Annotated in this window: 16 protein-coding genes and 2 pseudogenes; 16 read left to right on the top strand and 2 right to left on the bottom strand. The window is 69.7% G+C overall.

Annotated elements, in window-relative coordinates; all coding sequences use genetic code 11:
• The first annotated feature begins 5 nt into the window (after positions 1–5).
• From gatA to leuA, 11 genes and pseudogenes are all read left to right on the top strand, one after another.
• Positions 6–1,532 carry an Asp-tRNA(Asn)/Glu-tRNA(Gln) amidotransferase subunit GatA gene (gene gatA, locus AC08OT_RS06135; protein WP_476593121.1) on the top strand — a complete coding sequence of 509 codons (1,527 nt, stop codon included), beginning with the start codon at positions 6–8 and terminating at the stop codon, positions 1,530–1,532.
• 94 nt (positions 1,533–1,626) lie between these two features.
• The gene (locus AC08OT_RS06130) at positions 1,627–1,821 is read left to right on the top strand and encodes a hypothetical protein (protein ID WP_462188743.1); all 195 of its coding nucleotides are present in this window, start codon (positions 1,627–1,629) and stop codon (positions 1,819–1,821) included.
• 12 nt (positions 1,822–1,833) lie between these two features.
• On the top strand, positions 1,834–3,351 hold the full coding sequence (gatB, locus tag AC08OT_RS06125; protein WP_476593120.1) for an Asp-tRNA(Asn)/Glu-tRNA(Gln) amidotransferase subunit GatB: 1,518 nt from the start codon (positions 1,834–1,836) through the stop codon (positions 3,349–3,351).
• Positions 3,352–3,668: 317 nt separating this feature from the next.
• Entirely contained in the window at positions 3,669–5,360 is a 1,692-nt protein-coding gene (locus AC08OT_RS06120) for a penicillin-binding transpeptidase domain-containing protein (RefSeq protein WP_476593452.1), read from the top strand.
• 266 nt (positions 5,361–5,626) lie between these two features.
• Positions 5,627–7,513, top strand: coding sequence for an acetolactate synthase large subunit (locus AC08OT_RS06115; RefSeq protein ID WP_476593451.1), 1,887 nt, complete (start codon positions 5,627–5,629; stop codon positions 7,511–7,513).
• Complete coding sequence (gene ilvN / locus AC08OT_RS06110; protein ID WP_462187989.1) at positions 7,513–8,037, top strand: acetolactate synthase small subunit; 525 nt, start codon at positions 7,513–7,515, stop codon at positions 8,035–8,037. Before AC08OT_RS06115 ends, ilvN begins: the two co-directional genes overlap by 1 nt.
• A 53-nt stretch (positions 8,038–8,090) precedes the next feature.
• Positions 8,091–9,080: a ketol-acid reductoisomerase gene (ilvC, locus tag AC08OT_RS06105; protein WP_476602615.1), complete on the top strand. Its 990-nt coding sequence runs from the start codon at positions 8,091–8,093 to the stop codon at positions 9,078–9,080.
• Positions 9,081–9,398: 318 nt separating this feature from the next.
• Entirely contained in the window at positions 9,399–10,988 is a 1,590-nt protein-coding gene (gene serA, locus AC08OT_RS06100) for a phosphoglycerate dehydrogenase (protein ID WP_476593449.1), read from the top strand.
• Positions 10,989–11,060: 72 nt separating this feature from the next.
• Positions 11,061–11,291, top strand: a pseudogene (locus tag AC08OT_RS06095) (SCO2583/SCO2584 N-terminal domain-containing protein); the annotation flags it as partial.
• Between the two features lie 138 nt (positions 11,292–11,429).
• Positions 11,430–12,062 carry a septum formation family protein gene (locus tag AC08OT_RS06090; protein ID WP_476593453.1) on the top strand — a complete coding sequence of 211 codons (633 nt, stop codon included), beginning with the start codon at positions 11,430–11,432 and terminating at the stop codon, positions 12,060–12,062.
• A 250-nt stretch (positions 12,063–12,312) separates the two neighbouring features.
• Positions 12,313–14,073, top strand: coding sequence for a 2-isopropylmalate synthase (gene leuA / locus AC08OT_RS06085; protein WP_476593448.1), 1,761 nt, complete (start codon positions 12,313–12,315; stop codon positions 14,071–14,073).
• 118 nt (positions 14,074–14,191) lie between these two features.
• Here leuA and AC08OT_RS06080 read toward each other — a convergent pair whose 3' ends face one another.
• Complete coding sequence (locus tag AC08OT_RS06080; protein WP_476593447.1) at positions 14,192–14,386, bottom strand: DUF1059 domain-containing protein; 195 nt, start codon at positions 14,384–14,386, stop codon at positions 14,192–14,194.
• Positions 14,387–14,484: 98 nt separating this feature from the next.
• Positions 14,485–15,846, bottom strand: coding sequence for an EAL domain-containing protein (locus AC08OT_RS06075; protein ID WP_476602614.1), 1,362 nt, complete (start codon positions 15,844–15,846; stop codon positions 14,485–14,487).
• A 556-nt stretch (positions 15,847–16,402) separates the two neighbouring features.
• Here AC08OT_RS06075 and AC08OT_RS06070 point away from each other — a divergent pair.
• From AC08OT_RS06070 to AC08OT_RS06050, 5 genes and pseudogenes are all read left to right on the top strand, one after another.
• Positions 16,403–17,431 (top strand): 3-isopropylmalate dehydrogenase, encoded by a 1,029-nt coding sequence (locus AC08OT_RS06070; RefSeq protein WP_476593727.1) that lies wholly within the window; start codon positions 16,403–16,405, stop codon positions 17,429–17,431.
• A 218-nt stretch (positions 17,432–17,649) separates the two neighbouring features.
• A complete protein-coding gene (ilvE, locus tag AC08OT_RS06065) occupies positions 17,650–18,576 on the top strand; it encodes a branched-chain-amino-acid transaminase (RefSeq protein WP_476593728.1) in 927 nt (308 codons plus the stop codon).
• A gap of 189 nt (positions 18,577–18,765) precedes the next feature.
• Positions 18,766–19,152, top strand: coding sequence for a CBS domain-containing protein (locus AC08OT_RS06060; RefSeq protein WP_476593729.1), 387 nt, complete (start codon positions 18,766–18,768; stop codon positions 19,150–19,152).
• Positions 19,153–19,262: 110 nt separating this feature from the next.
• Positions 19,263–19,940 (top strand): Crp/Fnr family transcriptional regulator, encoded by a 678-nt coding sequence (locus tag AC08OT_RS06055; RefSeq protein WP_476593730.1) that lies wholly within the window; start codon positions 19,263–19,265, stop codon positions 19,938–19,940.
• A 235-nt stretch (positions 19,941–20,175) separates the two neighbouring features.
• Positions 20,176–20,503 (top strand): annotated as a pseudogene (locus AC08OT_RS06050) (citramalate synthase); the annotation flags it as partial.

Genomic DNA, 20,503 nt, shown 5'->3' with positions numbered 1-20,503 from the left:
CCCGCATGACGGAGAACATGACGGAGAACCCGACACCTCCCGGCACGACCAACGTCGTGCGCCTGTCCGCCGCCGCGACGGCGGCCGCGATCGCCGCCGGCAGGCTGAGCGCCGTCGAGGCGACCCGGGCGGCGTTGGACCGCATCGCCAAGGTCGACGAGACCGTCCACGCCTTCCTGCACGTGGACGCCGACGGCGCGCTCGCCGCGGCCCGGTCGGTCGACGACCGGCGCGCGGCCGGGGAGCGCCTCGGGCCGCTCGCCGGGGTGCCGTTGGCGCTCAAGGACGTCTTCACCACCCGAGGGATGCCCACCACCTGCGGCAGCCGCATCCTTGAGGGCTGGCACCCCCCGTACGACGCCACGGTGGTGAGCCGGCTGCGGGCCGCGGACGTCGTCCTGCTGGGTAAGGCCAACATGGACGAGTTCGCCATGGGCTCGTCAACCGAGAACTCGGCGTTCGGGCCGACCCGCAACCCCTGGGATGTCACCCGCATCCCCGGCGGCAGCAGCGGCGGCAGCGCCGCGGCCGTCGCCGCCTTCGAGGCGCCGCTCGCCCTCGGCACCGACACGGGCGGTTCCATCCGTCAGCCGGCCGCCGTCTGCGGTCTGGTCGGGGTCAAGCCCACCTACGGCGGGGTCAGCCGCTACGGGCTGGTCGCCTTCTCCAGCTCGCTGGACCAGGCCGGCCCGCTGGCCCGCACGGTGACCGACGCGGCGTTGCTGCACGCCGCGATTGCCGGCCACGATCCTCTGGACTCCACGAGCGTCGACGCGCCGGTTCCCGCGGTCGTGGCGGCGGCACGGCAGCGCGACATCCGCGGTATGCGGGTCGGCGTGGTCCGCGAGTTCGCCGGCGACGGGTACGACCCGGGGGTCGAGGCCGCCTTCGCTGCCGCGGTCGAGGCGCTGACGGGCCTGGGCGCCCAGGTCATCGAGGTGAGCTGCCCGCACTTCAGCTACGCGCTGCCCGCCTATTACCTGATCGCGCCCAGCGAGTGCTCGTCGAACCTGGCTCGCTTCGACGCGATGCGCTTCGGGCTGCGGATCGGCGACGACGGCCGGGCCGGGGCCGAGGAGGTCATGAGCCGCACCCGCGAGGCCGGTTTCGGCCCGGAGGTGAAGCGGCGGATCATCCTGGGCACCTACGCCCTGTCCTCGGGGTACTACGACGCCTACTATGGCCAGGCGCAGAAGGTCCGTACGCTGATCAGCCGCGACTTCACCGCCGCGTTCGAGCAGGTCGACGTCCTGATCTCGCCCACCACCCCGACGCCGGCCTTCCCACTGGGCGCGAAGGTCGATGATCCGGTGGCCATGTACCTGTCGGACCTGTGCACGATCCCGTCCAACCTCGCGGGCGGCCCGGCGATGAGCCTGCCGTCCGGGCTCGTGGACGGGCTGCCGGTGGGTATCCAGATCATGGCGCCGCCGTTCGCCGACGACCGGCTCTACCGGGTCGGCGGGGCGCTGGAGGAGGCGTTGGACGCCGAACGCGGCCATCCGCTGCTCGACGAGGTCCCGGCGCTGTGAGCGGGCGTCCGGCGGTCTCGCGGGTCATCCATGTTCCGGGGGTGGCGGCCGCGGTGACGGGCCGCCGGCCGCGAGGGAAGGGCGGGAAACGGCGATGGTGAGTCTGCGCAGCGGCCGGCAGGACCGGTTCCTGGTGGGCGTGGTGTGGCTGCTCACCGTGCTGGTGCTGGGCCTCGGTATCGCCACGCTCAACCCGGTCCTGCTCCTCTGGGGAGTGCTCGGCCTACCGGCCGCGGTGTTCCTCACCTACGTGCACGTCCGCGACACCCGCCCACCCAGCGACCCATGAGGAGTTCATCCGGTGAGCACAGTGGCTCCCGCCGGCGCGCTGCCGTCCTACTCCGACGTTCTGGCCCGCTACGAGCCGGTGATCGGCTTGGAGACGCACGTCGAACTCGGCACCGCTTCCAAAATGTTCTGCGGCTGCGCGACGGCCTTCGGTGCCGAGCCCAACACCCAGGTCTGCCCGGTGTGCCTCGGGCTGCCGGGTTCCCTGCCGGTGGTGAACGAGGCGGCGGTGCGTTTCGCGGTCATGATCGGACTCGCGTTGCACTGTGAGACCGCGTCGTGGTGCCGGTTCGCGCGCAAGAACTACTTCTATCCCGACATGCCGAAGAACTTCCAGATCAGCCAGTACGACGAGCCGCTGTGCACGAACGGCTGGCTCGACGTGGAGGTCGAGGGCGAGGTGCACCGGGTGGGCATCACCCGGGTGCACATGGAGGAGGACACCGGCAGGTCGCTGCACGTCGGCGGCGCCACCGGCCGCATCCACGGCGCCACCCACTCGCTGATCGACTATAACCGGGCCGGCATCCCGCTCGTGGAGATCGTGACCGAACCGGACGTGCGTTCCCCCGAGGTGGCCCGGGCCTACGTGGACGAGTTGCGGGAACTGATCCGGGCACTCGGCGTCTCCGACGTCCGGATGGAGCAGGGATCGCTGCGCTGCGACGCCAACGTCTCGCTGCGCCCGCGCCCGGCGCCCGGCGGCCCGGACGCTCCCTTCGGTACCCGCACCGAGACGAAGAACCTCAATTCGCTGCGGTCGGTGGAACGCGCGGTGCGCTACGAGATCACCCGGCAGGCCGCGTTGCTCGACGACGGCCAGCGCATCATCCAGGAGACCCGCCACTTCGACGAGGCGTCGGGCCGCACCTCGTCGGGCCGGTCCAAGGAGGAGGCCACCGACTACCGGTACTTCCCGGAGCCGGACCTCACCCCGTTGGCCCTGCCCGCGGAATACGTCGAGCGGCTGCGGGCTGGCCTGCCGGAGCTGCCCGCGGCGCGCCGGGCCCGGCTGATCGCCGAGCACGGCTACACCGCGCGGGATCTGCAGGACCTGCGCAATGCCGCGGTCCTCGACCTGGTCGAGGAGACCGTCGCCGCCGGCGCGGCCCCGGCGACCGCCCGTAAGTGGTGGCTCAACGAGCTGGCCAGGCGTGCCTCGGACGCCGGTCTCCAGCCGCGCGATCTTAAGATCACCCCGGCCGATGTCGCCCGGATCACCGCGCTGGTGGCCGCGGGTGAGCTCACCGACGCGCTGGCCCGCAAGGTCATCGACGGGGTGCTCGCCGGTGAGGGCGCGCCCGACGAGGTGATCGCCGGCCGTGGGCTGGCGATCGTCGCGGACGACGGCGCGCTCACTGCGGCCGTCGACGCGGCGCTCCTCGGCGCCCCCGACATCGCCGAGAAGGTCCGTGGCGGCAAGGTGAACGCCGTCGGCCCGCTGGTGGGCGCGGTGATGAAGGCGATGAAGGGCCAGGCGGACGCGGCGACCGTGCGGCGACTGCTGCTGGAGCGCCTCGGCATCTCCTGACACCGCTTCCCGGCCCTCGCCTTCCCCTGCCCTCGCTTTCCCGGCCCTCGCCCGCCCGATCCCCGATTTGTCGTATTTCAGATGGTTCGCAGGTTTTAGCGCCGTTTGTTCGAGAAACGTCCGACCGGTCGCCGCTGCCCCCGTGCCGTGGGTTGCCCGTCCGTGATCCGAGCTCGGGAGGACCACGTTCTCCCGCCGTGTCGGACCCGCGTGTCGGGTTGCCGACGTCGTACGGCGCGTCGGATGCGAAGAGCCGGAGGCCTCCATAGGGTGGGTCTCCCATCGGGGTGTCACGATCGAGGGGAGAGCGTGCCGCCGTGCCCCTTACACCTTCCGGGTTCACTGCGTCAACCTCCCGCCGCCGGGGCCGGGGCCGCCGGACGGCGATCATCGTCGCGGTCGTCGTCGTCCTGCTGGCCGTCGCCGGCGGCGTCGGCTACGTCCTGAACAACCGCGCCGCCGACCGCGCCGCCGACCGGAAGGTCCAGGCTGCGGCCGACTCCTACCTGGCGGGCTGGCGGGCGCTGACGACTTCCGGTGGGACGGCGACCCCCGGCTCCGCGGCTGTCACCGCCGTCTCCACGCCCGGGAGCATCGACGTCGCGCGCCTGGTGGGCACGATGGCCGAGGTGCGTGACCGCCTGCTCGTCACAGCGGCTACGTTCACCCCGGGCGCGATCAGCCGCGGCGGCGAGACGGCGACCGTGCCGTACCTGGCCAGGCTCACGCTCTCCGGTCTGCCGACGCCGCTGGAGTACACCGGGGCGCTGCATCTCGTCTCGACCGGCGGCGGGTGGCGGGTGAAGGCTGATCCGGTCTCGGTGCATCCGGCCCTGCGCCCAGGGTTGCACCTGGACCGGACCGCCTCCACGGGTAAGCGGGGGGACCTGCTCGACGTGGCGGGCCAGCCGCTACGGGACTCCTCCGACCTGGCGGGCAACCTCGTCGGTCGAACGGCGCCGCTGTCCGGGTTGCAGCGGGTGTACGACGGCCGGCTGCGGGCGCAGGGCGGCGCGGTCGTCGTGCGGGACGCGAAGAACGCGACCGTGCAGACGCTGCACACCTATCCGATGACCGACGGCGAGGCGATCCGCACCACGATCGACTTGCAGGTCCAGCAGGCCGCCGAGGCGGCCCTGGCCACCGCGGCCCGCCCGACCGGGGCGATGGTCGCGATCGACACCCGCACCGGCGCCATCCTGGCCCTGGCCAACCATCCGCCCAGCGGGTCGAGCCGGGCTGTCCGGGGCAAGTACCCACCGGGTTCCATCTTCAAGATCGTGACGGCCACCGCCGCGCTGATGAACGGCAAGGCGCCGGACACGTCCCTGGACTGCACCCAGACGGTCAGCGTCGGCGGGCGGACCTTCCAGAACGCCGAGGCCGAGCAGTTCGGCCCCATCCCGCTGCGGACCGCGTTCGCCAGGAGCTGCAACACTGCGTTCATCCGGCTGGAGGAGTCACTCCCGGACGGCGCGCTGGAGAAGGCCGCCCAGCTCTACGGCTTCGACGGCCGCCCACCGCTGGATATCGCCAGCGTCGGGGGGATCTTCCCGACCCCGCGCGACGCGGTCGAGTCGGCGTCGGCGTCGATCGGCCAGGCCCGCATCGAGGTCTCCCCGCTGCAGATGGCGAGCGTCACCGCGGCGGTCGCGAGCGGTACCTGGCACCAGCCGTTCGTCGTCGGCCAGTCGGCGCGCAGCAACCCCATCCCGCCCGTGGTGCTGCCCCCGCTGCGGGACTTCATGCGGGCGGTCGTCACCGAGGGCACCGCCGCGAAGGTCCCGATGCCCGGCGAGGCCTTCGGGAAGACCGGCACCGCCGAGTACAAGGACGGCAACCCGCCGCCGACCCATGCGTGGTTCGTCGGCTACCGGGGCGACGTGGCCTTCGCGGTGATCGTCGAGGACGGCGGCTTCGGCGCGGAGACGGCCGCGCCGGTCGCGGCCAGGTTCCTCACCGCGTTGGACGGTGGCGAGATCGGTGCGCCCGGCTCCGGCGGGCAATGACCTGGCTGGCCCCGGTGCCCGGCTGGCCCCGTGCCCGGCGATGCTTGACGTGGGGCGGGAACTCCGGCAAGGTAGAGCTGTGCTTCTCGGGATTCTCGTACGCTCAGAGCGCGCATAGTCGACTACGTCGACCTGTGCGCCGCCCCTCAGTGCCTCTCGGCACGAGGGGCTTTTTCGTGCAGTGAGTACTGCCTCGTGCCAAGCCTGCGTGGTCGTGCTCAGCTGGCAGAGCCGTGCCCGGCGGGCCCGGTCCCGCCGGTCCCGCAATGCCAGCCGAGATTGCCACGCGTCACGCACATCCCCGGCCTGTCAAGGAAGACGACCAGATGACACGAAAGATCACCGGAGCCCAGTCGCTCGTCCACTCCCTTGAAGCGGTCGGAGCCGATGTGGTCTTCGGCATCCCCGGCGGTGCGATCCTGCCCGCCTATGATCCACTGTTCGACTCCACCCGGGTGCGGCATGTCCTCGTCCGGCACGAGCAGGGCGCGGGTCATGCGGCCGAGGGGTACGCGCAGGCCACCGGGCGGGTCGGGGTGTGCATGGCGACGTCGGGGCCGGGGGCGACCAACCTGGTGACCCCGATCGCCGACGCCTACATGGACTCGGTGCCGATCGTGGCCGTCACCGGGCAGGTCCCCAGCGCCTCGATCGGGACCGACGCCTTCCAGGAGGCGGACATCTGCGGCATCACTCTGCCGATCACCAAGCACAACTTTCTGGTCCAGTCCGCCGACGACATCCCGCGGATCATTGCGGAGGCGTTCCACCTGGCGGCGACGGGCCGGCCCGGACCGGTGCTCGTCGACCTGCCCAAGGACATCCTGCAGTCGGTCACCTCCGTGCTGCCGCACGATGTCTGGCCGCCGGCCCTCGACCTGCCCGGTTATCGTCCGGTCACCCGCCCGCACGGCAAGCAGGTGCGTGAGGCGGCGAAGATGATCAGCGCTGCCCGGCGCCCGGTGCTCTATGTCGGCGGGGGAGTGCTCAGAGCCCGCGCTGCCGCGGAGCTGCGGACGCTGGCGGAGCTCACCGGCATCCCGGTGGTCACCACTCTCATGGCCCGCGGCGCCTTCCCCGACTCCCATCCCCAGCACCTGGGCATGCCCGGTATGCACGGGTCGGTCGCCGCGGTGACCGCGCTGCAGAAGGCGGACCTGCTGATCACTCTCGGGGCCCGTTTCGACGACCGGGTGACCGGCAGGCTGTCCTCCTTCGCGCCCGGTGCCGCGGTCATTCACGCCGACATCGACCCGGCCGAGATCGGCAAGAACCGGACCGCGGACGTGCCGATCGTCGGTGACTGCCGTGACGTGATCAACGATCTCGTCGCCGCGCTCGTCCTGGAGGAGCGGCCGGACCTCGCCGCCTGGTGGCGGGCGCTGGACGGCTGGCGCCGGACCTACCCGCTGGGCTACGACCAGCCGGCCGACGGCTCGCTGGCCCCGCAGTACGTCATCGAGCGGCTCGGGAAGATCGCGGGACCGGAGACCATCTTCGCCGCCGGCGTCGGGCAGCACCAGATGTGGGCCGCGCAGTTCATCTCCTACGAGAACCCCTACACCTGGCTGAACTCCGGCGGCGCTGGCACGATGGGCTACGCCGTGCCGGCCGCGATGGGCGCCAAGGTCGGCCGTCCCGACGCCACGGTGTGGGCCGTCGACGGTGACGGCTGCTTCCAGATGACCAACCAGGAGCTTGCGACCTGCGCGCTGGAGGGGATCCCCATCAAGGTTGCCGTCATCAACAACGGGTCGCTCGGCATGGTCCGCCAGTGGCAGACCCTGTTCTACGACAAGCGGTACTCCAACACGGAGCTCGGGACGCACCCGGACTCCCCGCGGACCGGCGGCGCAGGGGCGTCTGGGCGGGGCGCAGCCGCGTCCAGGAGGGTGCGGGTGCCCGACTTCGTCCGGCTGGCCGAGGCGTTGGGCTGCGTCGGGCTGCGTTGCGAGACGGCGGCGGATGTCGACGCGACGATCGAGAAGGCGATGGCGATCGACGACGCCCCGGTCGTGGTGGACTTCGTCGTGCATCCCGACGCCATGGTGTGGCCGATGGTCGCCGCCGGCGCCAGCAACGACGACATCCGCATCGCGCGCGACACGGCGCCGGACTTCGACTACTCCGGCGACGCCGAGGTGAACCTCTGATGACCCGCCACACCCTGTCCGTGCTGGTGGAGAACAAGCCCGGGGTGCTGGCCCGGGTCTCGGGCCTGTTCTCCCGGCGCGGGTTCAACATCGAGTCACTCGCGGTCGGGCCGACCGAGCAGCCCGACATCTCCCGGATGACGATCGTCGTCGTCGTGGAGGACCTGCCGCTGGAACAGGTGACCAAGCAACTTAACAAGCTGATCAATGTTTTGAAGATCGTCGAGATGGATACCTCCGCCTCGGTGCAACGTGAGCTGATGCTCGTGAAGGTGCGCGCCGACCTGTCGGTGCGGTCCCAGGTCCTCGAGACGGTCGCTCTGTTCCGTGCCAAGGTGGTCGATGTCGCCCAGGACGCCGTTACCATCGAGGCGACGGGAACCCGCGACAAGCTGGACGCCCTCATCCGCATGCTGGAGCCGTTCGGAATCCGGGAACTGGTCCAGTCCGGCCTGGTGGCACTCGGCCGCGGATCGCGTTCGATCACCGATCGCAGCCTGCGAGCGGTCGACCGCCCGGCCTGACCGGGACCGTCGCGCGTCTTTTTCCTATCCACTCAACGAGGAGATTCCCTACGATGGTCGAGATCTACTACGACGACGACGCCTCGCTGGACGTCTTGGCCGACCGTAAGGTCGCCGTCATCGGCTACGGCAGCCAGGGCCACGCGCACGCGCTGAACCTGCGCGACAGTGGCGTCCACGTGCGGGTCGGCCTGCCGGCGGACAGCCGCAGCCGGGCCAGGGCCGAGAAGGAGGGCCTGCGGGTCCTCACCCCGGCGGAGGCGTCCGCCGAGGCCGACATCATCATGCTGCTCACCCCGGACACCACCCATCGCACGATCTACGCGGAGTCCATCGCCCCGCACCTCACCGCGGGCAAGGCGCTGGCGTTCGGGCACGGCTTCAACATCCGCTACGGGCTCATCGAGCCGCCGGCCGGCGTCGACGTGTTCATGGTTGCTCCAAAGGGGCCGGGTCACCTGGTACGGCGGGTCTTCGAGGAGGGCAAGGGCGTTCCCGTCCTCGTCGCGGTGGAGGCCGACGCGAGCGGCAACGCGCTGGCCGTCGCGCTGGCCTACGCCAAGGGCATCGGTGGCACTCGGGCCGGTGCGCTGAGGACCACCTTCACCGAGGAGACCGAGACCGACCTGTTCGGCGAGCAGGCCGTGCTTTGCGGCGGCGCCAGCGCGCTCGTGCAGGCCGGCTTCGAGACCCTCGTCGAGGCGGGCTACACCCCGGAGGTCGCGTACTTCGAGTGCCTGCACGAGCTCAAGCTCATCGTCGACCTGATGTACGAGGGCGGCATTTCCCAGATGCGGTACTCGATCTCGGACACCGCGGAGTACGGCGATGTCACGCGCGGCCCGCGCGTCATCACCCCCGCGGTGAAGGCCGAGATGCGCAAGATCCTTGACGAGATCCGCGACGGCACGTTCGCTCGTGAGTGGGTGGCCGAGGACGACAATGGTCGGCCGAACTTCACCAAGCTCGTGGCGGAGGGCAAGCAGCACCCGATCGAGCAGGTCGGTGCGAAGCTCCGGCCGATGATGTCCTGGATCGCCTGATGTTCAGGATCGCCAGGTAGATCCCGCGGGTCGTCGGGCGGATCGTGCCCTCTCGGGGACGGCCGTGGTGCGCTGCCGCCGTCCCCGGGTGCGTGCCGTCCCCAGGTGCGTGCCGTCTCCGTCCCGGTGCCGGGCACGCCGTCGCCGTCGGTCGGCGGAAAGGGTTCGGAGTTCACGGCGGGCGTCGGTAGGCTGGGCCCGCCGCGTCGTGCGGTGCCCGCAGTATCCACGTTCATCATCGCCAGGCCGAAGGCCACGTGATCACGCCTCGTTCCGCGTCGCCTCCCGGTCTGACCCGAGGTCGCTAGGAGAGGTCCAGTGCCTGTCGTACTCGTTGCCGAGGAGCTCTCACCGGCCGGGCTGGAGGTGCTGTCCGGGGACTTCGAGGTTCGTCACGTCGACGGTGCCGACCGGTCCGCGTTGCTGCCCGCCATCGCCGACGTCGACGCCGTGATCGTCCGGTCGGCCACCAAGATCGACGCCGAGGTGCTCGCCGCCGCGGGAAAGCTCAAGGTCGTCGCCCGGGCCGGCATCGGGCTGGACAACGTCGACGTCGCTGCCGCCACCCAGCGCGGTGTCATGGTGGTCAACGCGCCGCAGTCGAACATCGTCAGTGCGGCCGAGCACGCGATCGCGCTGCTGCTCGCCGTCGCCCGGCGGGTTCCCGCGGCCAACGAGGCACTGCGCGGCGGCGAGTGGAAGCGCTCGAAGTACGTCGGTGTCGAACTCGTGGAGAAGACGGCCGGCGTCGTCGGCCTCGGGCGGATCGGCGTGCTCGTGGCGCAGCGGCTCGCCGGCTTCGGGATGAAGGTCATTGCCTACGACCCGTACGTGTCGGTGGCCCGTGCCGCGCAGCACGGCGTGACCCTCGTCGACCTCGACGAGCTGCTTCGGCAGAGTGACATGATCACGATTCATCTGCCCAAGACGCCGGAGACGCTCGGTCTGATCGGCACCGACGAGCTGGCCCGGACCAAGCCCGGTGTCATCATCGTCAACGCGGCGCGCGGCGGCCTTGTTGACGAGGCGGCGCTTGCCGAGGCGGTCCGCTCCGGTCAGGTCGGCGGCGCGGGCATCGACGTCTTCGCCAAGGAGCCCACGACGGCCTCCCCGCTGTTCGGGCTCGACAACGTCGTCGTCACCCCCCATCTCGGCGCGTCCACCCAGGAGGCGCAGGACAAGGCCGGGCTCGCCGTCGCCCGCTCGGTGCGGCTGGCGCTGCAGGGCGAGTTCGTGCCTGACGCGGTCAACGTGCAGGCCGGTGGCGTCGTGGCCGAGGACCTCCGGCCGGGTCTTCCGCTCGCGGAGAAGCTCGGGCAGCTCTTCTCCGGCCTCGCGGGCAGCCTGGCCGCGGCGATCACCGTCGAGGTGCGTGGCGAGATCGCCGTGCACGACGTCTCGGTGTTGCAGCTCGCGGTGCTCAAGGGCGTGTTCACCGATGTGACCGAGGAGCAGGTCACCTACGTCAACGCACCGCTGCTGGCCAAGGAGCGCGGGGTCGACGTGGCCCTGGAGACCGCCGAGGACAGCCCCGACTATCACAACCTCGTGACTGTGCGAGGAGTCCTCGCCGATGGCACGCCCGTGTCGGTGAGCGGCACGCTTGTCGGCTCGCGGCAGGTCGAGAAGATCACCGCGATCGACGGGTTCGAGGTCGACATCCGGCCCGAGGCGCATCTGGCGTTCTTCCGCTACGAGGACCGGCCGGGGATCGTCGGCGCGGTCGGTGCCCTGCTCGGCGAGGCGCACATCAACATTGCCAGTGCGCAGGTCAGCCGCCTGCAGGCCGGCGGCGAGGCGTTGATGTCGCTGTCGCTCGACGACGCGGTCGCCCCCGACATCCTGGCCGAGATCGCGAAGATCATCGGCGCGTCCTACGCCAGGGCCGTGAGCATCAGCAGCGAATGACTCCTGGGGGAGCCGTGGGGGCCTTCGGCGGTCCGGGGTGTTCCTCGGGTTGCCGTGGATTACCTGGGCTGGATGGGGTTTACCAGGGACACCTGCGGGCGATCCAACGGTAGGCGGTCGATTGGGTACGGGTGGCGGTGGCGTGGGGACGTGATCCAGGTAATCTTTCCGTGGAACGCGCGCCGTAGTCGTGGTGTCGGGTTTACCGTGGCTAGTATGGCGTCGCGGCATCAGGACCCGTTCGAGGGGCTTCGCCTGGATGAGCGATTCGTCCGCGGAGCCCGGTTTCTCGAACCGTCCGCGGCCGAGCGCAGCCGGCAGCACGGCCGGCCGGCTTCCAGTCGCTGTCAGGTCGTCCCAGCTCCCCGGGGTCTGCCCGGCTTTTTCCATCGGCTGGTGGCGCCGCCCAGACCGCCGGGCCGCCCCCGCCAGATCGCGAGGATGGTCACGTTCTTGGCCATCATCGTCGGGATGATCACCATCACCGTCGTCGCCCTGCGGCAGACGGCGAACCGGACCAGTCCGACCGCCGCACGGCTGGCGCCGACCACATCGTCGGGGTCCTCTGTGGCCGCCACCAGGCAGACCGCCGTACCGGCTGCCACCGGCGCGCTGACCGGTCCCCCCGCCGGCTTTGGGCTCAGGCCGGACCTGCTCGCGGCCCTGCGGCCGGGTGACTGCCTGAACTGGACCCCCTATCCGGCGGGCTCGCTCGCCTCGGTCGATCCGGTGGTGCCCGTCCGGGTGAGCTGCGGGGAGCCCCACATCGACGAGGTCACCCGGATGGTCGACCTGGCGGTGCTCTTCCAGCGTTGGCCTGGCGCGTCGGCGATCGCCGAGGTGACGGACGAGCGCTGTGCCGGAGCACTGCGCGAGTTCGCCGGAGCCGTCGACAGCACTCCGCGCCGTACCGTCGGCACGATCTACCCGTCCGAACCCAGCTGGCAGCACGGTGCACACGCAGCCGTGTGCACCGTGCGCACCGGCGACCTGCGGCCCCGCAGCGGTCCGTCCCGTGTCCCCGGCGCCGTCGCAGCACCTGAGTTTCCTCGCGGTCGGCCGAACATCCGGTAACGTTGGTGCGCGATGCGTGCGCTGCTTCTCCTTAGCCGCCGCGGCGGGGCCTGATACCTGAGCTGGCTTCCCCGTCGCGGTGTTTTCGTGTGTCAGCGTCGGGATCCTCGCCATCACGGCGGTCCAGCGTCCAGGTGCGGCCTGACGCTCCTCTGCTGATTCTCCGTGGATCCTCCGGCATCCAGTCACCCACGTCGCGAACCGTGTGATCACGGTCGCGGGGGACTCTTTCGAGGAAGCAGGAGCAGGAATGACCACGCAGCAGCTGTCCGGCATGCCGGTCGAGAAGTATCGTCCGTTCGTCCCCGTCTCACTTCCCGACCGGACCTGGCCCGAGCAGACGATCACTCGTGCCCCGCAGTGGTGCAGTGTCGATCTGCGCGACGGTAACCAGGCACTGATCGACCCGATGACCCCCGCCCGCAAGATGCAGATGTTCGAGCTGCTGGTGGCGATGGGGTACAAGGAGATCGAGGTCGGGTTCCCGGCGGCCAGCCAGACCGACTTCGACTTCATCCGGCAGCTGATCGAATCCGATCGCATCCCGGACGACGTCGTCATCCAGGTCCTGACGCAGGCGCGGGAGGATCTGATCGAGCGCACGGCCGCGTCGCTGGTCGGCGCGGACCGGGCGCTGATCCACCTGTACAACTCGACGTCCACGTTGCAGCGGCGGGTGGTGTTCGGTCTTGATCGGGCTGGGGTGACCGAGATCGCGGTGCAGGGCGCCCGGTGGTGTGCCCAGTACGCCGAGAAACTGCTGGACGGCACCGATGTGCGCTGGCAGTACAGCCCGGAGTCGTTCACCGGCACCGAACTCGACTACGCGGTGGAGGTGTGCGAGGCGGTTATGGACGTGTGGGCGCCGACCCCGCAGCATCCGGTCGTGCTGAACCTGCCGGCGACGGTCGAGATGTCGACCCCGAACGTCTACGCCGACCAGATCGAATGGGTCGGGCGGAACCTGACCCGCCGGGATGCCGTCGTGCTGTCCCTGCACCCGCACAACGACCGGGGCTGCGCGGTCGCCGCCGCGGAGCTGGGTGTGCTGGCCGGCGCCGACCGGGTTGAGGGCTGCCTTTTCGGCAACGGGGAACGGACCGGGAACGTCTGCCTGGTCACGCTGGGGATGAACCTGTTCTCGCAGGGGATCGACCCGATGATCGATTTCTCGGACATCGACGGGATCCGACGCGCGGTGGAGTACTGCAACCAGCTGCCCGTCCATCCCCGTCATCCCTACGGGGGCGACCTCGTCTACACCGCCTTCTCCGGCTCCCATCAGGACGCCATCAAGAAGGGTTTCGAGGCTATGGAGCGCACCGGCCAGATTCGCTGGGAGGTGCCCTACCTGCCGATCGACCCGAAGGACGTCGGCCGCTCCTACGAGGCGGTGATCCGGGTGAACAGTCAGTCCGGCAAGGGAGGGGTGGCATACCTGCTGAAGTCCGAGCACTCCCTGGACCTGCCGCGCCGGCTGCAGATCGAGTTCTCCGGTGCCGTGCAGCGCCACACCGACTCCGAGGGCGGCGAGGTGACGGCCGAGGAACTCTGGACGATTTTCCGCGGCGAGTACTTCCTGGACGGCGCGGAGGGGTCCGGCCTGCTTGAGCTGCTGGGCTCCCGGACGACGGCGGCGTCGGGCGATCGGGACGAGGTCTCCGTCTCGGTCCGTTTCCAGGGGGGGGCCGACACGGTGATCACGGGAACCGGCAACGGCCCCATTGACGCGTTCGTCGCGGCGCTGGCCAGCCGCGATCTGACCGTGCGGATCCTGGACTACAACGAGCACGCCCTGGGCTCGGGAGCGGATGCGCGAGCGGCCGCGTACCTCGAGGTGGCTGTCGACGACCGGATCTTCTGGGGAGTCGGGATCGACGCCAACATCGTGACGGCGTCCCTGCGGGCCGTGGTGAGTGCCGTGAACCGGGCTGCCCGGGACCGTTCGGTGCCCGCCGCGCGGACGTCAGGGGACGAGGCACAGCCGGCGGCCACGCCTCTGGCCGGCTGACACGCGCCTGCCTGCCCGTCGTGTCGGGCGAGGGCACCCATCGGAGAACCGGCGGGTGTCCCTCGCCTCGGCTGGTGCCCGCGCGGGCTGGTCGTGGTGGTGGCGCTGGTAGCGCTGGTTAGTCGTGGCGGTCCGCCGGTCCCACGTCGTGGATATTCTGGCGGACCTCGTCCAGCATCGACTCCGGGATATCCATCATCCCATGATCAACTCGTGCGTGGGTGTCGACGGAACGGAGAAGATCGTCTTCGGTGGGGGCGACGATGCGCGTCTCGCAGTCGTGCATGATCGCACCACAGTAGAATTGTTTCATGCTCGGGCGCCGGACGGTGATCTCTACCGACGCGGAATGACTCCTGGTCGCTGGGCTCGGCGACATGAGCGTCTGCGCGGTCCAATAACGGTTTCGCCTCATGTGGACATTTCCGCGAGCCGTAGCATCAGCCGCTCCATCCGTACCAGGCCGAGTGGGCGCCCCATCTCGGTCACGATTATCACGGGATCGAATCGGTTGGCCCGGGCCCGCGTCATGGCTCGACGCGCGACCTCGGTCACCGGCTCCTCGGGCCGCGCGAAAAACGTCGTGGGAACACGGCGCGGTTCCGTGCCGCCGCCCGGGCCGCCGGACAGATGCAGGGCGACCGGTCGGCATCGGTTGGAGACGATGATGGTGGCTCGAGGCGCCCGGTCACCGTCCGGTCCGGCCGAATCATCGCCGGCCGCGAGACCGTCCCGGTTCCGGGCGGCGCTCATGGGACAGGACGGACAGTCCGCGGACATGGCGCACCGACCGGATTCACCTATGCTGATCGTGACCTGTTCCATCAGGCTCTCGATGCTCGCGGCGTGGTTGCTGCGTTCCGAGAATTGGTGGATACGCCGAGCCACGGTTGGGTCGAGCTGCTGCCAGTCCCGGGAGGGACGCCCGAGCAGGAATCCCTGGCCGAGCGGAACCCCCAGCGCGACCAGCATGCCGAGCTCGTCGAACCGCTCGACCCCCTCCGCGATGACCCAGGCGTTGAGCCGGCTGGCGAAGGTGCCGACCAGCTCGGTGAGGGCGATCTTGACTTGGTCGTCGTCCACGTTGACCACGAGCGAGCGGTCCAGCTTGACGAAGTCGGGGCGGATTCGCGCCAGCTGCCGCAACCCGGCGTAGCCCGAGCCGACGTCGTCCATCGCCACGAACGCACCGAGATTGCGCAGTGCGCCCGCGGTGGTCGTCAGGCCGGTGGTGGCGTCGAGGTCGACCGCCTCGTTGAGTTCTAGGACCAGGCGCCGCAGGTCCGCGCGCTGCCAGACTGCCGTGACTTCTGGTGTGGTGAGCAGATGGGGCAGGACGTTGACCGCGAGGAAGCAGCGGTCGGGAAGCCGGTCACGCGCCTCCAGCGCGGCGGCGAGGACACGGGCCTCCAACTGGGCCGCGAGCCCGAGCCGGTCCGCCTCGGCGAAGACGAGGTCGGGCGGGTGGGCCGGGTGGCTGTGGAAGCGTGCGAGCGCCTCATACCCCGCGATGACCCCCCGTTGCAGATCCACGATCGGCTGGAAGAACAGCACGGGTTCGTCGGGATCGGCGAGAACCCGGCGTAGGTCGGGCCGGTCGTCGCCACGCGTCCCACCCCCGTCGCTGTTCTTCGACCGCCCGGGGGGACCCGCCCCACCGGCTGCGGGCAGCGTCCTGCCCTCGGCCGCGCCACCGGGCGAAACAGCCGCGTCGCCGACATCGGGGCGGTCGCTGGACGGAGGTCCCGCGGGAATCCGCTGCCGAGTAATCATGCGCCGTGCACCCCCCTCGCATCGAAGCACGTCGCACCTGTCCTGTAAGTGATTTTCTTACCATCCGGCCGCGATGCCGGGTGCGAGTACCGTCCGGAGTTGTGAATCCTGCGCTCTTTTGTGCGACCAGCGGGTGGCGGTCGGATTGCCGTTCATCGTCCTTCCCGTGCCCCCGGCGCAAGATCGGCGGTTTCTGGGTGCCGGAGGCGTCGTTCATCGTTGATCCGTCGCCAAAACGGTCATTGCTCGCCAGGATTTTCGGGTGCCGACGCGAGGCGTGCGAGTAGTCCGAGTCGGCCGATGGAAATCAATCCAGCAACAACGGGGGTGAACTTTATTCGGCGAGGTGGTGCGCTACGATTACTCAAGGTGATCGAATGTGGAAGTGTGGGTGGCGTTCCGGAGGCGAGGTTAGGCTGAGGTAGTGGTATAGCTACCGTTCGCAGTTATTCGGGGGTGATTCGCGGCCGTTCGGGAGTACGATGATGGCTGCCGGGGCGGTGGCCCGTCGTGAGCGGACCCGTGCGGACCCGCGGTCGGCCGCTACAGTCGGCCCATGAGGCTTGCAGTGATCGGCGGTGACGGGATCGGCCCCGAGGTGGTGGCGGAGGGGTTGCGGGTGCTGCGCGCGGTACATCCCAAGGTCGACATGACCGAATACGACCTGGGTGCCCGGCGCTGGCACGAGACCGGGGAGACGCTGCCCGACTCGGTGCTGGAGGAACTGCGCGGTCACGACGCGATCCTGCTCGGGGCGGTCGGTGATCCCGGCGTGCCCAGCGGTGTCCTCGAGCGTGGCCTGCTGCTGCGGCTGCGGTTCGAATTCGATCATCACGTCAATCTCCGGCCGGTGCGGCTCTACCCGGGAGTCCGCTCGCCGCTGGCCGGCGATCCGGCTATCGACATGATCGTGGTGCGGGAGGGCACGGAGGGGCCGTACGCGGGCGCGGGGGGTGTGCTCCGGAAGGGGACGCCTCACGAGGTGGCGACCGAGGAGAGCCTCAACACCCGGTACGGCGTCGAGCGCGTCGTGCGCGACGCGTTCCGGCGGGCCGATCGACGCGAGCGTCGCCATCTGACTCTCGTGCACAAGGACAACGTGCTGACCAAGGCCGGCGACCTGTGGTCGCGCACCGTGGCCGAGGTGGCGCCCGAGTTCCCCGACGTGCGCGTCGACTACCAGCACGTGGACGCGGCCTCGATGTTCTTCGTGACCGATCCGGGCCGGTTCGACGTCGTCGTGACGGACAACATGTTCGGCGACATCATCACCGACATCGGCGCGGCCATCACCGGCGGGATCGGCCTGGCCGCCAGTGGCAACCTCGATCCCTCCGGTGCCCACCCGAGCATGTTCGAGCCCGTGCACGGCAGCGCCCCGGATATCGCCGGCAGGCAGCTCGCCGACCCGACGGCCACCGTCGCCTCGGTGGCGATGCTGTTCGATCATCTCGGCCACGCCGAGGAGGCGGCGAAGGTCGAGGCCGCCGTCGCATCCTCCCTGGCGGATCGTGCCGCCGCGGGAGCGGCCCAGCTGTCGACCCGGGAACGCGGCGAGGACCTCGCCGCGCGGGCGGCGGGCTGAGTCCTCGCCACCCCGGTCCTCGCGCCACCCCGCCACGCCACCGGTGGAGGCCGGATGGTTGATCGCCGCGGGGGCCCTTCCGGTCCAGGTGCGTCGTGGTTATTCTCTACGGGAGCCGTAGATCCGGTAAGACGGCAGCCGACAGGGCCCCACCACGGCGAAGATCGGCGGATTCGTCATCTCCTGTTCGCTTCGTCGTACTTTGGCCTGGAGTCGCCGTGCCTATCACCCCAACCTCGAAGATCTGGATGAGTGGAGAGTTCGTCGACTGGGACGACGCCCGCATCCACGTGCTCAACCCGACCCTGCACTACGGGTGGGGTGTGTTCGAAGGCGTCCGCTGCTACGAGACGGCCCAAGGGCCCGCCGTGTTCCGGCTGACGGACCACATCGCCCGTCTCTACCGCAGTGCCAAGATTTATGTGATGGAGCCGTCCTTCACGCCGGAGCAGGTCGTCGCGGCGACGAAGGAGACCATCGCGGTGAACGACATCGCCTCCTGCTACATCCGGCCGCTGATCTACCTCGGTTACGGTGAGATGGGGCTCAATCCGTTGCCTTCTCCTGCCGAGGTCATGATCGCGGTGTGGCCGTGGGGCGCCTACCTCGGCGAGGAGGCAGAGGAGAACGGTGTCCGCGCGATGATTTCTTCCTGGAAGCGGAACGACCCGAACATCACGCCGCCGGCGGCCAAGGCGTCCGGGCAGTACCTCAACTCGTCCCTGGCGAAGGTCGCGGCGGTCAAGGCCGGTTACGACGAGGCGATTCTGACCAGCCCCAATGGCCACATCGCCGACGGCACCGGGGAAAACGTCTTCATCGTCTCCGGACGCAAGGTCATCACTCCGCTCCTCACGGATGGTCCGCTCGGTGGCATCACCCGCGCCTCGATCATGAGGATCGCCGCCGATCAGGGGTACGAGGTGATCGAGCAGCACATCGTGCGCACCGACCTCTATCTGGCTGACGAGGCGTTCTTCACCGGCACGGCGGCCGAGATCGTGCCGATCGTCGAGGTGGACGACCGGCAGGTCGGGAGCGGGAAGCCGGGCCCCGTCACCCGGGAGCTGCTGGAGATCTTCCAGCGCGCGACCCGGGGGGAACTGGACCGATACCAGGAGTGGAACGAGTTCGTCCAGCAATAACGCCGTGGCCGGCGTCGCGGGCGTTCGCGCGTTGCCCCGCGTCCCGGCCAGGGTCGTGAGCCCGGCCCCGCGTGTCCGGGCTCACATAATGCCCACGCCGAAGCATCGTGTGCTCTGGTCAACATGGCCGGCAGGGCCTACCGTCGCGAGTAGCAGTTTTCACGAATGCACAAGCGTCGGGAGGGCGTCGTGCGGGTTTCGGAGGCTATGAGCTCCCTTGTTCTCATGATCGGCCCGGGGCACACGCTTCGCCAGGCGGCGAGGCTGATGGCGGCGCGCAAGGTGGGTGCCGCGGTCGTCGACGATGCGGACAGTGAGGGCTACGGGATCCTGACCGAACGGGACGTTCTGCGATCGATCGCCGCGGCTCAGGATCCGGATGTCGAGATCGCGGGCGACCATCTCACCCGCGATGTCGTCTTCGCGGATCCGGAGTGGTCCTTGGACGAGGCGGCTGCCGCGATGCTGCGGGGCGGTTTTCGGCACCTTATCGTGACCTCGGGCGGTGGCGTAGCCGGAATCCTCTCCATGCGTGACGTGGTACGTTACTGGAGTAACCATCATGTTACGGTATGATGTCTACCGTGTCGTACGCCGGGGATGCTTGCGGTCTGCCGCCGAATCCGATCCCGTCGTCCGGGATATCTGGGGAACATGAGGCAGGCGGACGGCGCTACGGTCACCGCATGCACGACAACGAGGCGGTCGCCCTGCTCCGAGCGACCACGCTGCTGAAGGAACTGCAGGAGGAGGACCTGTTGCGGCTCGCCACGCGAGCCGTCACGCGACGTTTCCGGCGTGGACAGGCTGTCTTCACGGAAGGTGAGACCGCCGACACTCTTTTGGTGGTCGCCTCCGGGCGGTTGAAGGTGCTCACGAAGGCCGATGACGGCCGTGATCACATTTTGAACATTGTCGGGCCACGGGAAACCCTGGGAGAACTCAACATCGTCGAAGGGGGTACCCGGTCCGCCGGCGTCGAGGCGCTCGAACCGAGTACTGCGCTGGTTCTCGACCGCGCCGCGGTCTGGGAACTCGTGCGGGAACGGCCGGCCGTCGCCGAGCAGCTCATCCGAGCACTGGTGGCGCACGTGCGACGCCTCACCGGAGCGAATGCCGACTTCGTCTTCCTCGATCTGCCGCGACGCGTGGCCAAGTTGCTCCTGCTGCGGATGCGGGAGGCGGGGCGTCCAATGATCGAACTCGGCCTCACGCAGACCGAGATCGCCTCGCTGCTCGGCGGTTCCCGCCAGTCGGTGAACCAGGCGTTGCGCGAGTTCGAGCGGAGGACCTGGATCCTCTCGGAAGGTCAGACCATCACGATCCTGCAGGTCGACCGGCTACGCCGGTTTGCGGGGGACTGAGATCCTCCGCTGTGGCGCACGCCACATCCGTCACATGTCGGGCCTGTTACATCGTAGGCTTGTCATCCGGCGGCGAACCCGTCTCCGTCGCGCGCTTCGGTCGCTGACCCCTGGGGCCGGGCGCGTGGCGGCCCCAGGTTCCCGAACTCTGCTCGGTTCGGCGTGCCGGAGGTTGTCCGGACCGCTCGGCTCGGCCGGGGCGGAACGGCCCAAGATCCTTGCGGAGGGGCGCCCCGTGCGGCCATACGATCCCGATTCCCTGCACGTCTATGACACGACATTGCGGGACGGTACCCAGCAGGAGGGGTTGTCGCTCTCGGTCGGCGACAAACTCGCGGTGGCCCGTCACCTGGACGATCTCGGTGTCGGTTTTATCGAGGGCGGCTGGCCGGGATCGAACCCGAAGGACGCGGAGTTCTTCACCCGGGCGCGCGGCGAACTGAACCTGACGACCGCCGTGCTGACCGCCTTCGGGGCCACCCGGCGGGCGGGCCGCGCCGCCGCGGACGATCCCCAGGTGGCGGCGCTTCGGGACGCGGGGACCTCGGTGGTCTGCCTGGTCG

The sequence above is a fragment of the Frankia sp. CgJB1 genome, assembly GCF_977947065.1.
Note: the sequence above shows the minus strand (reverse complement) of the source record. Positions and strands in the feature narration are given on the sequence as shown.

What these genes read in the sequence shown, in the direction of transcription:
- AC08OT_RS06130 (WP_462188743.1), top strand. Translation starts at nt 1,627, where the DNA reads ATGGTGAGTCTGCGCAGCGGCCGGCAGGACCGGTTCCTGGTGGGCGTG.
- AC08OT_RS06090 (WP_476593453.1), top strand. Translation starts at nt 11,430, where the DNA reads ATGGTCACGTTCTTGGCCATCATCGTCGGGATGATCACCATCACCGTC.
- ilvC (WP_476602615.1), top strand. Translation starts at nt 8,091, where the DNA reads ATGGTCGAGATCTACTACGACGACGACGCCTCGCTGGACGTCTTGGCC.
- AC08OT_RS06080 (WP_476593447.1), bottom strand. Translation starts at nt 14,386, where the DNA reads ATGAAACAATTCTACTGTGGTGCGATCATGCACGACTGCGAGACGCGC.
- AC08OT_RS06055 (WP_476593730.1), top strand. Translation starts at nt 19,263, where the DNA reads ATGCACGACAACGAGGCGGTCGCCCTGCTCCGAGCGACCACGCTGCTG.
- AC08OT_RS06075 (WP_476602614.1), bottom strand. Translation starts at nt 15,846, where the DNA reads ATGATTACTCGGCAGCGGATTCCCGCGGGACCTCCGTCCAGCGACCGC.
- AC08OT_RS06115 (WP_476593451.1), top strand. Translation starts at nt 5,627, where the DNA reads ATGCCAGCCGAGATTGCCACGCGTCACGCACATCCCCGGCCTGTCAAG.
- leuA (WP_476593448.1), top strand. Translation starts at nt 12,313, where the DNA reads ATGACCACGCAGCAGCTGTCCGGCATGCCGGTCGAGAAGTATCGTCCG.
- AC08OT_RS06070 (WP_476593727.1), top strand. Translation starts at nt 16,403, where the DNA reads ATGAGGCTTGCAGTGATCGGCGGTGACGGGATCGGCCCCGAGGTGGTG.
- gatA (WP_476593121.1), top strand. Translation starts at nt 6, where the DNA reads ATGACGGAGAACATGACGGAGAACCCGACACCTCCCGGCACGACCAAC.
- ilvN (WP_462187989.1), top strand. Translation starts at nt 7,513, where the DNA reads ATGACCCGCCACACCCTGTCCGTGCTGGTGGAGAACAAGCCCGGGGTG.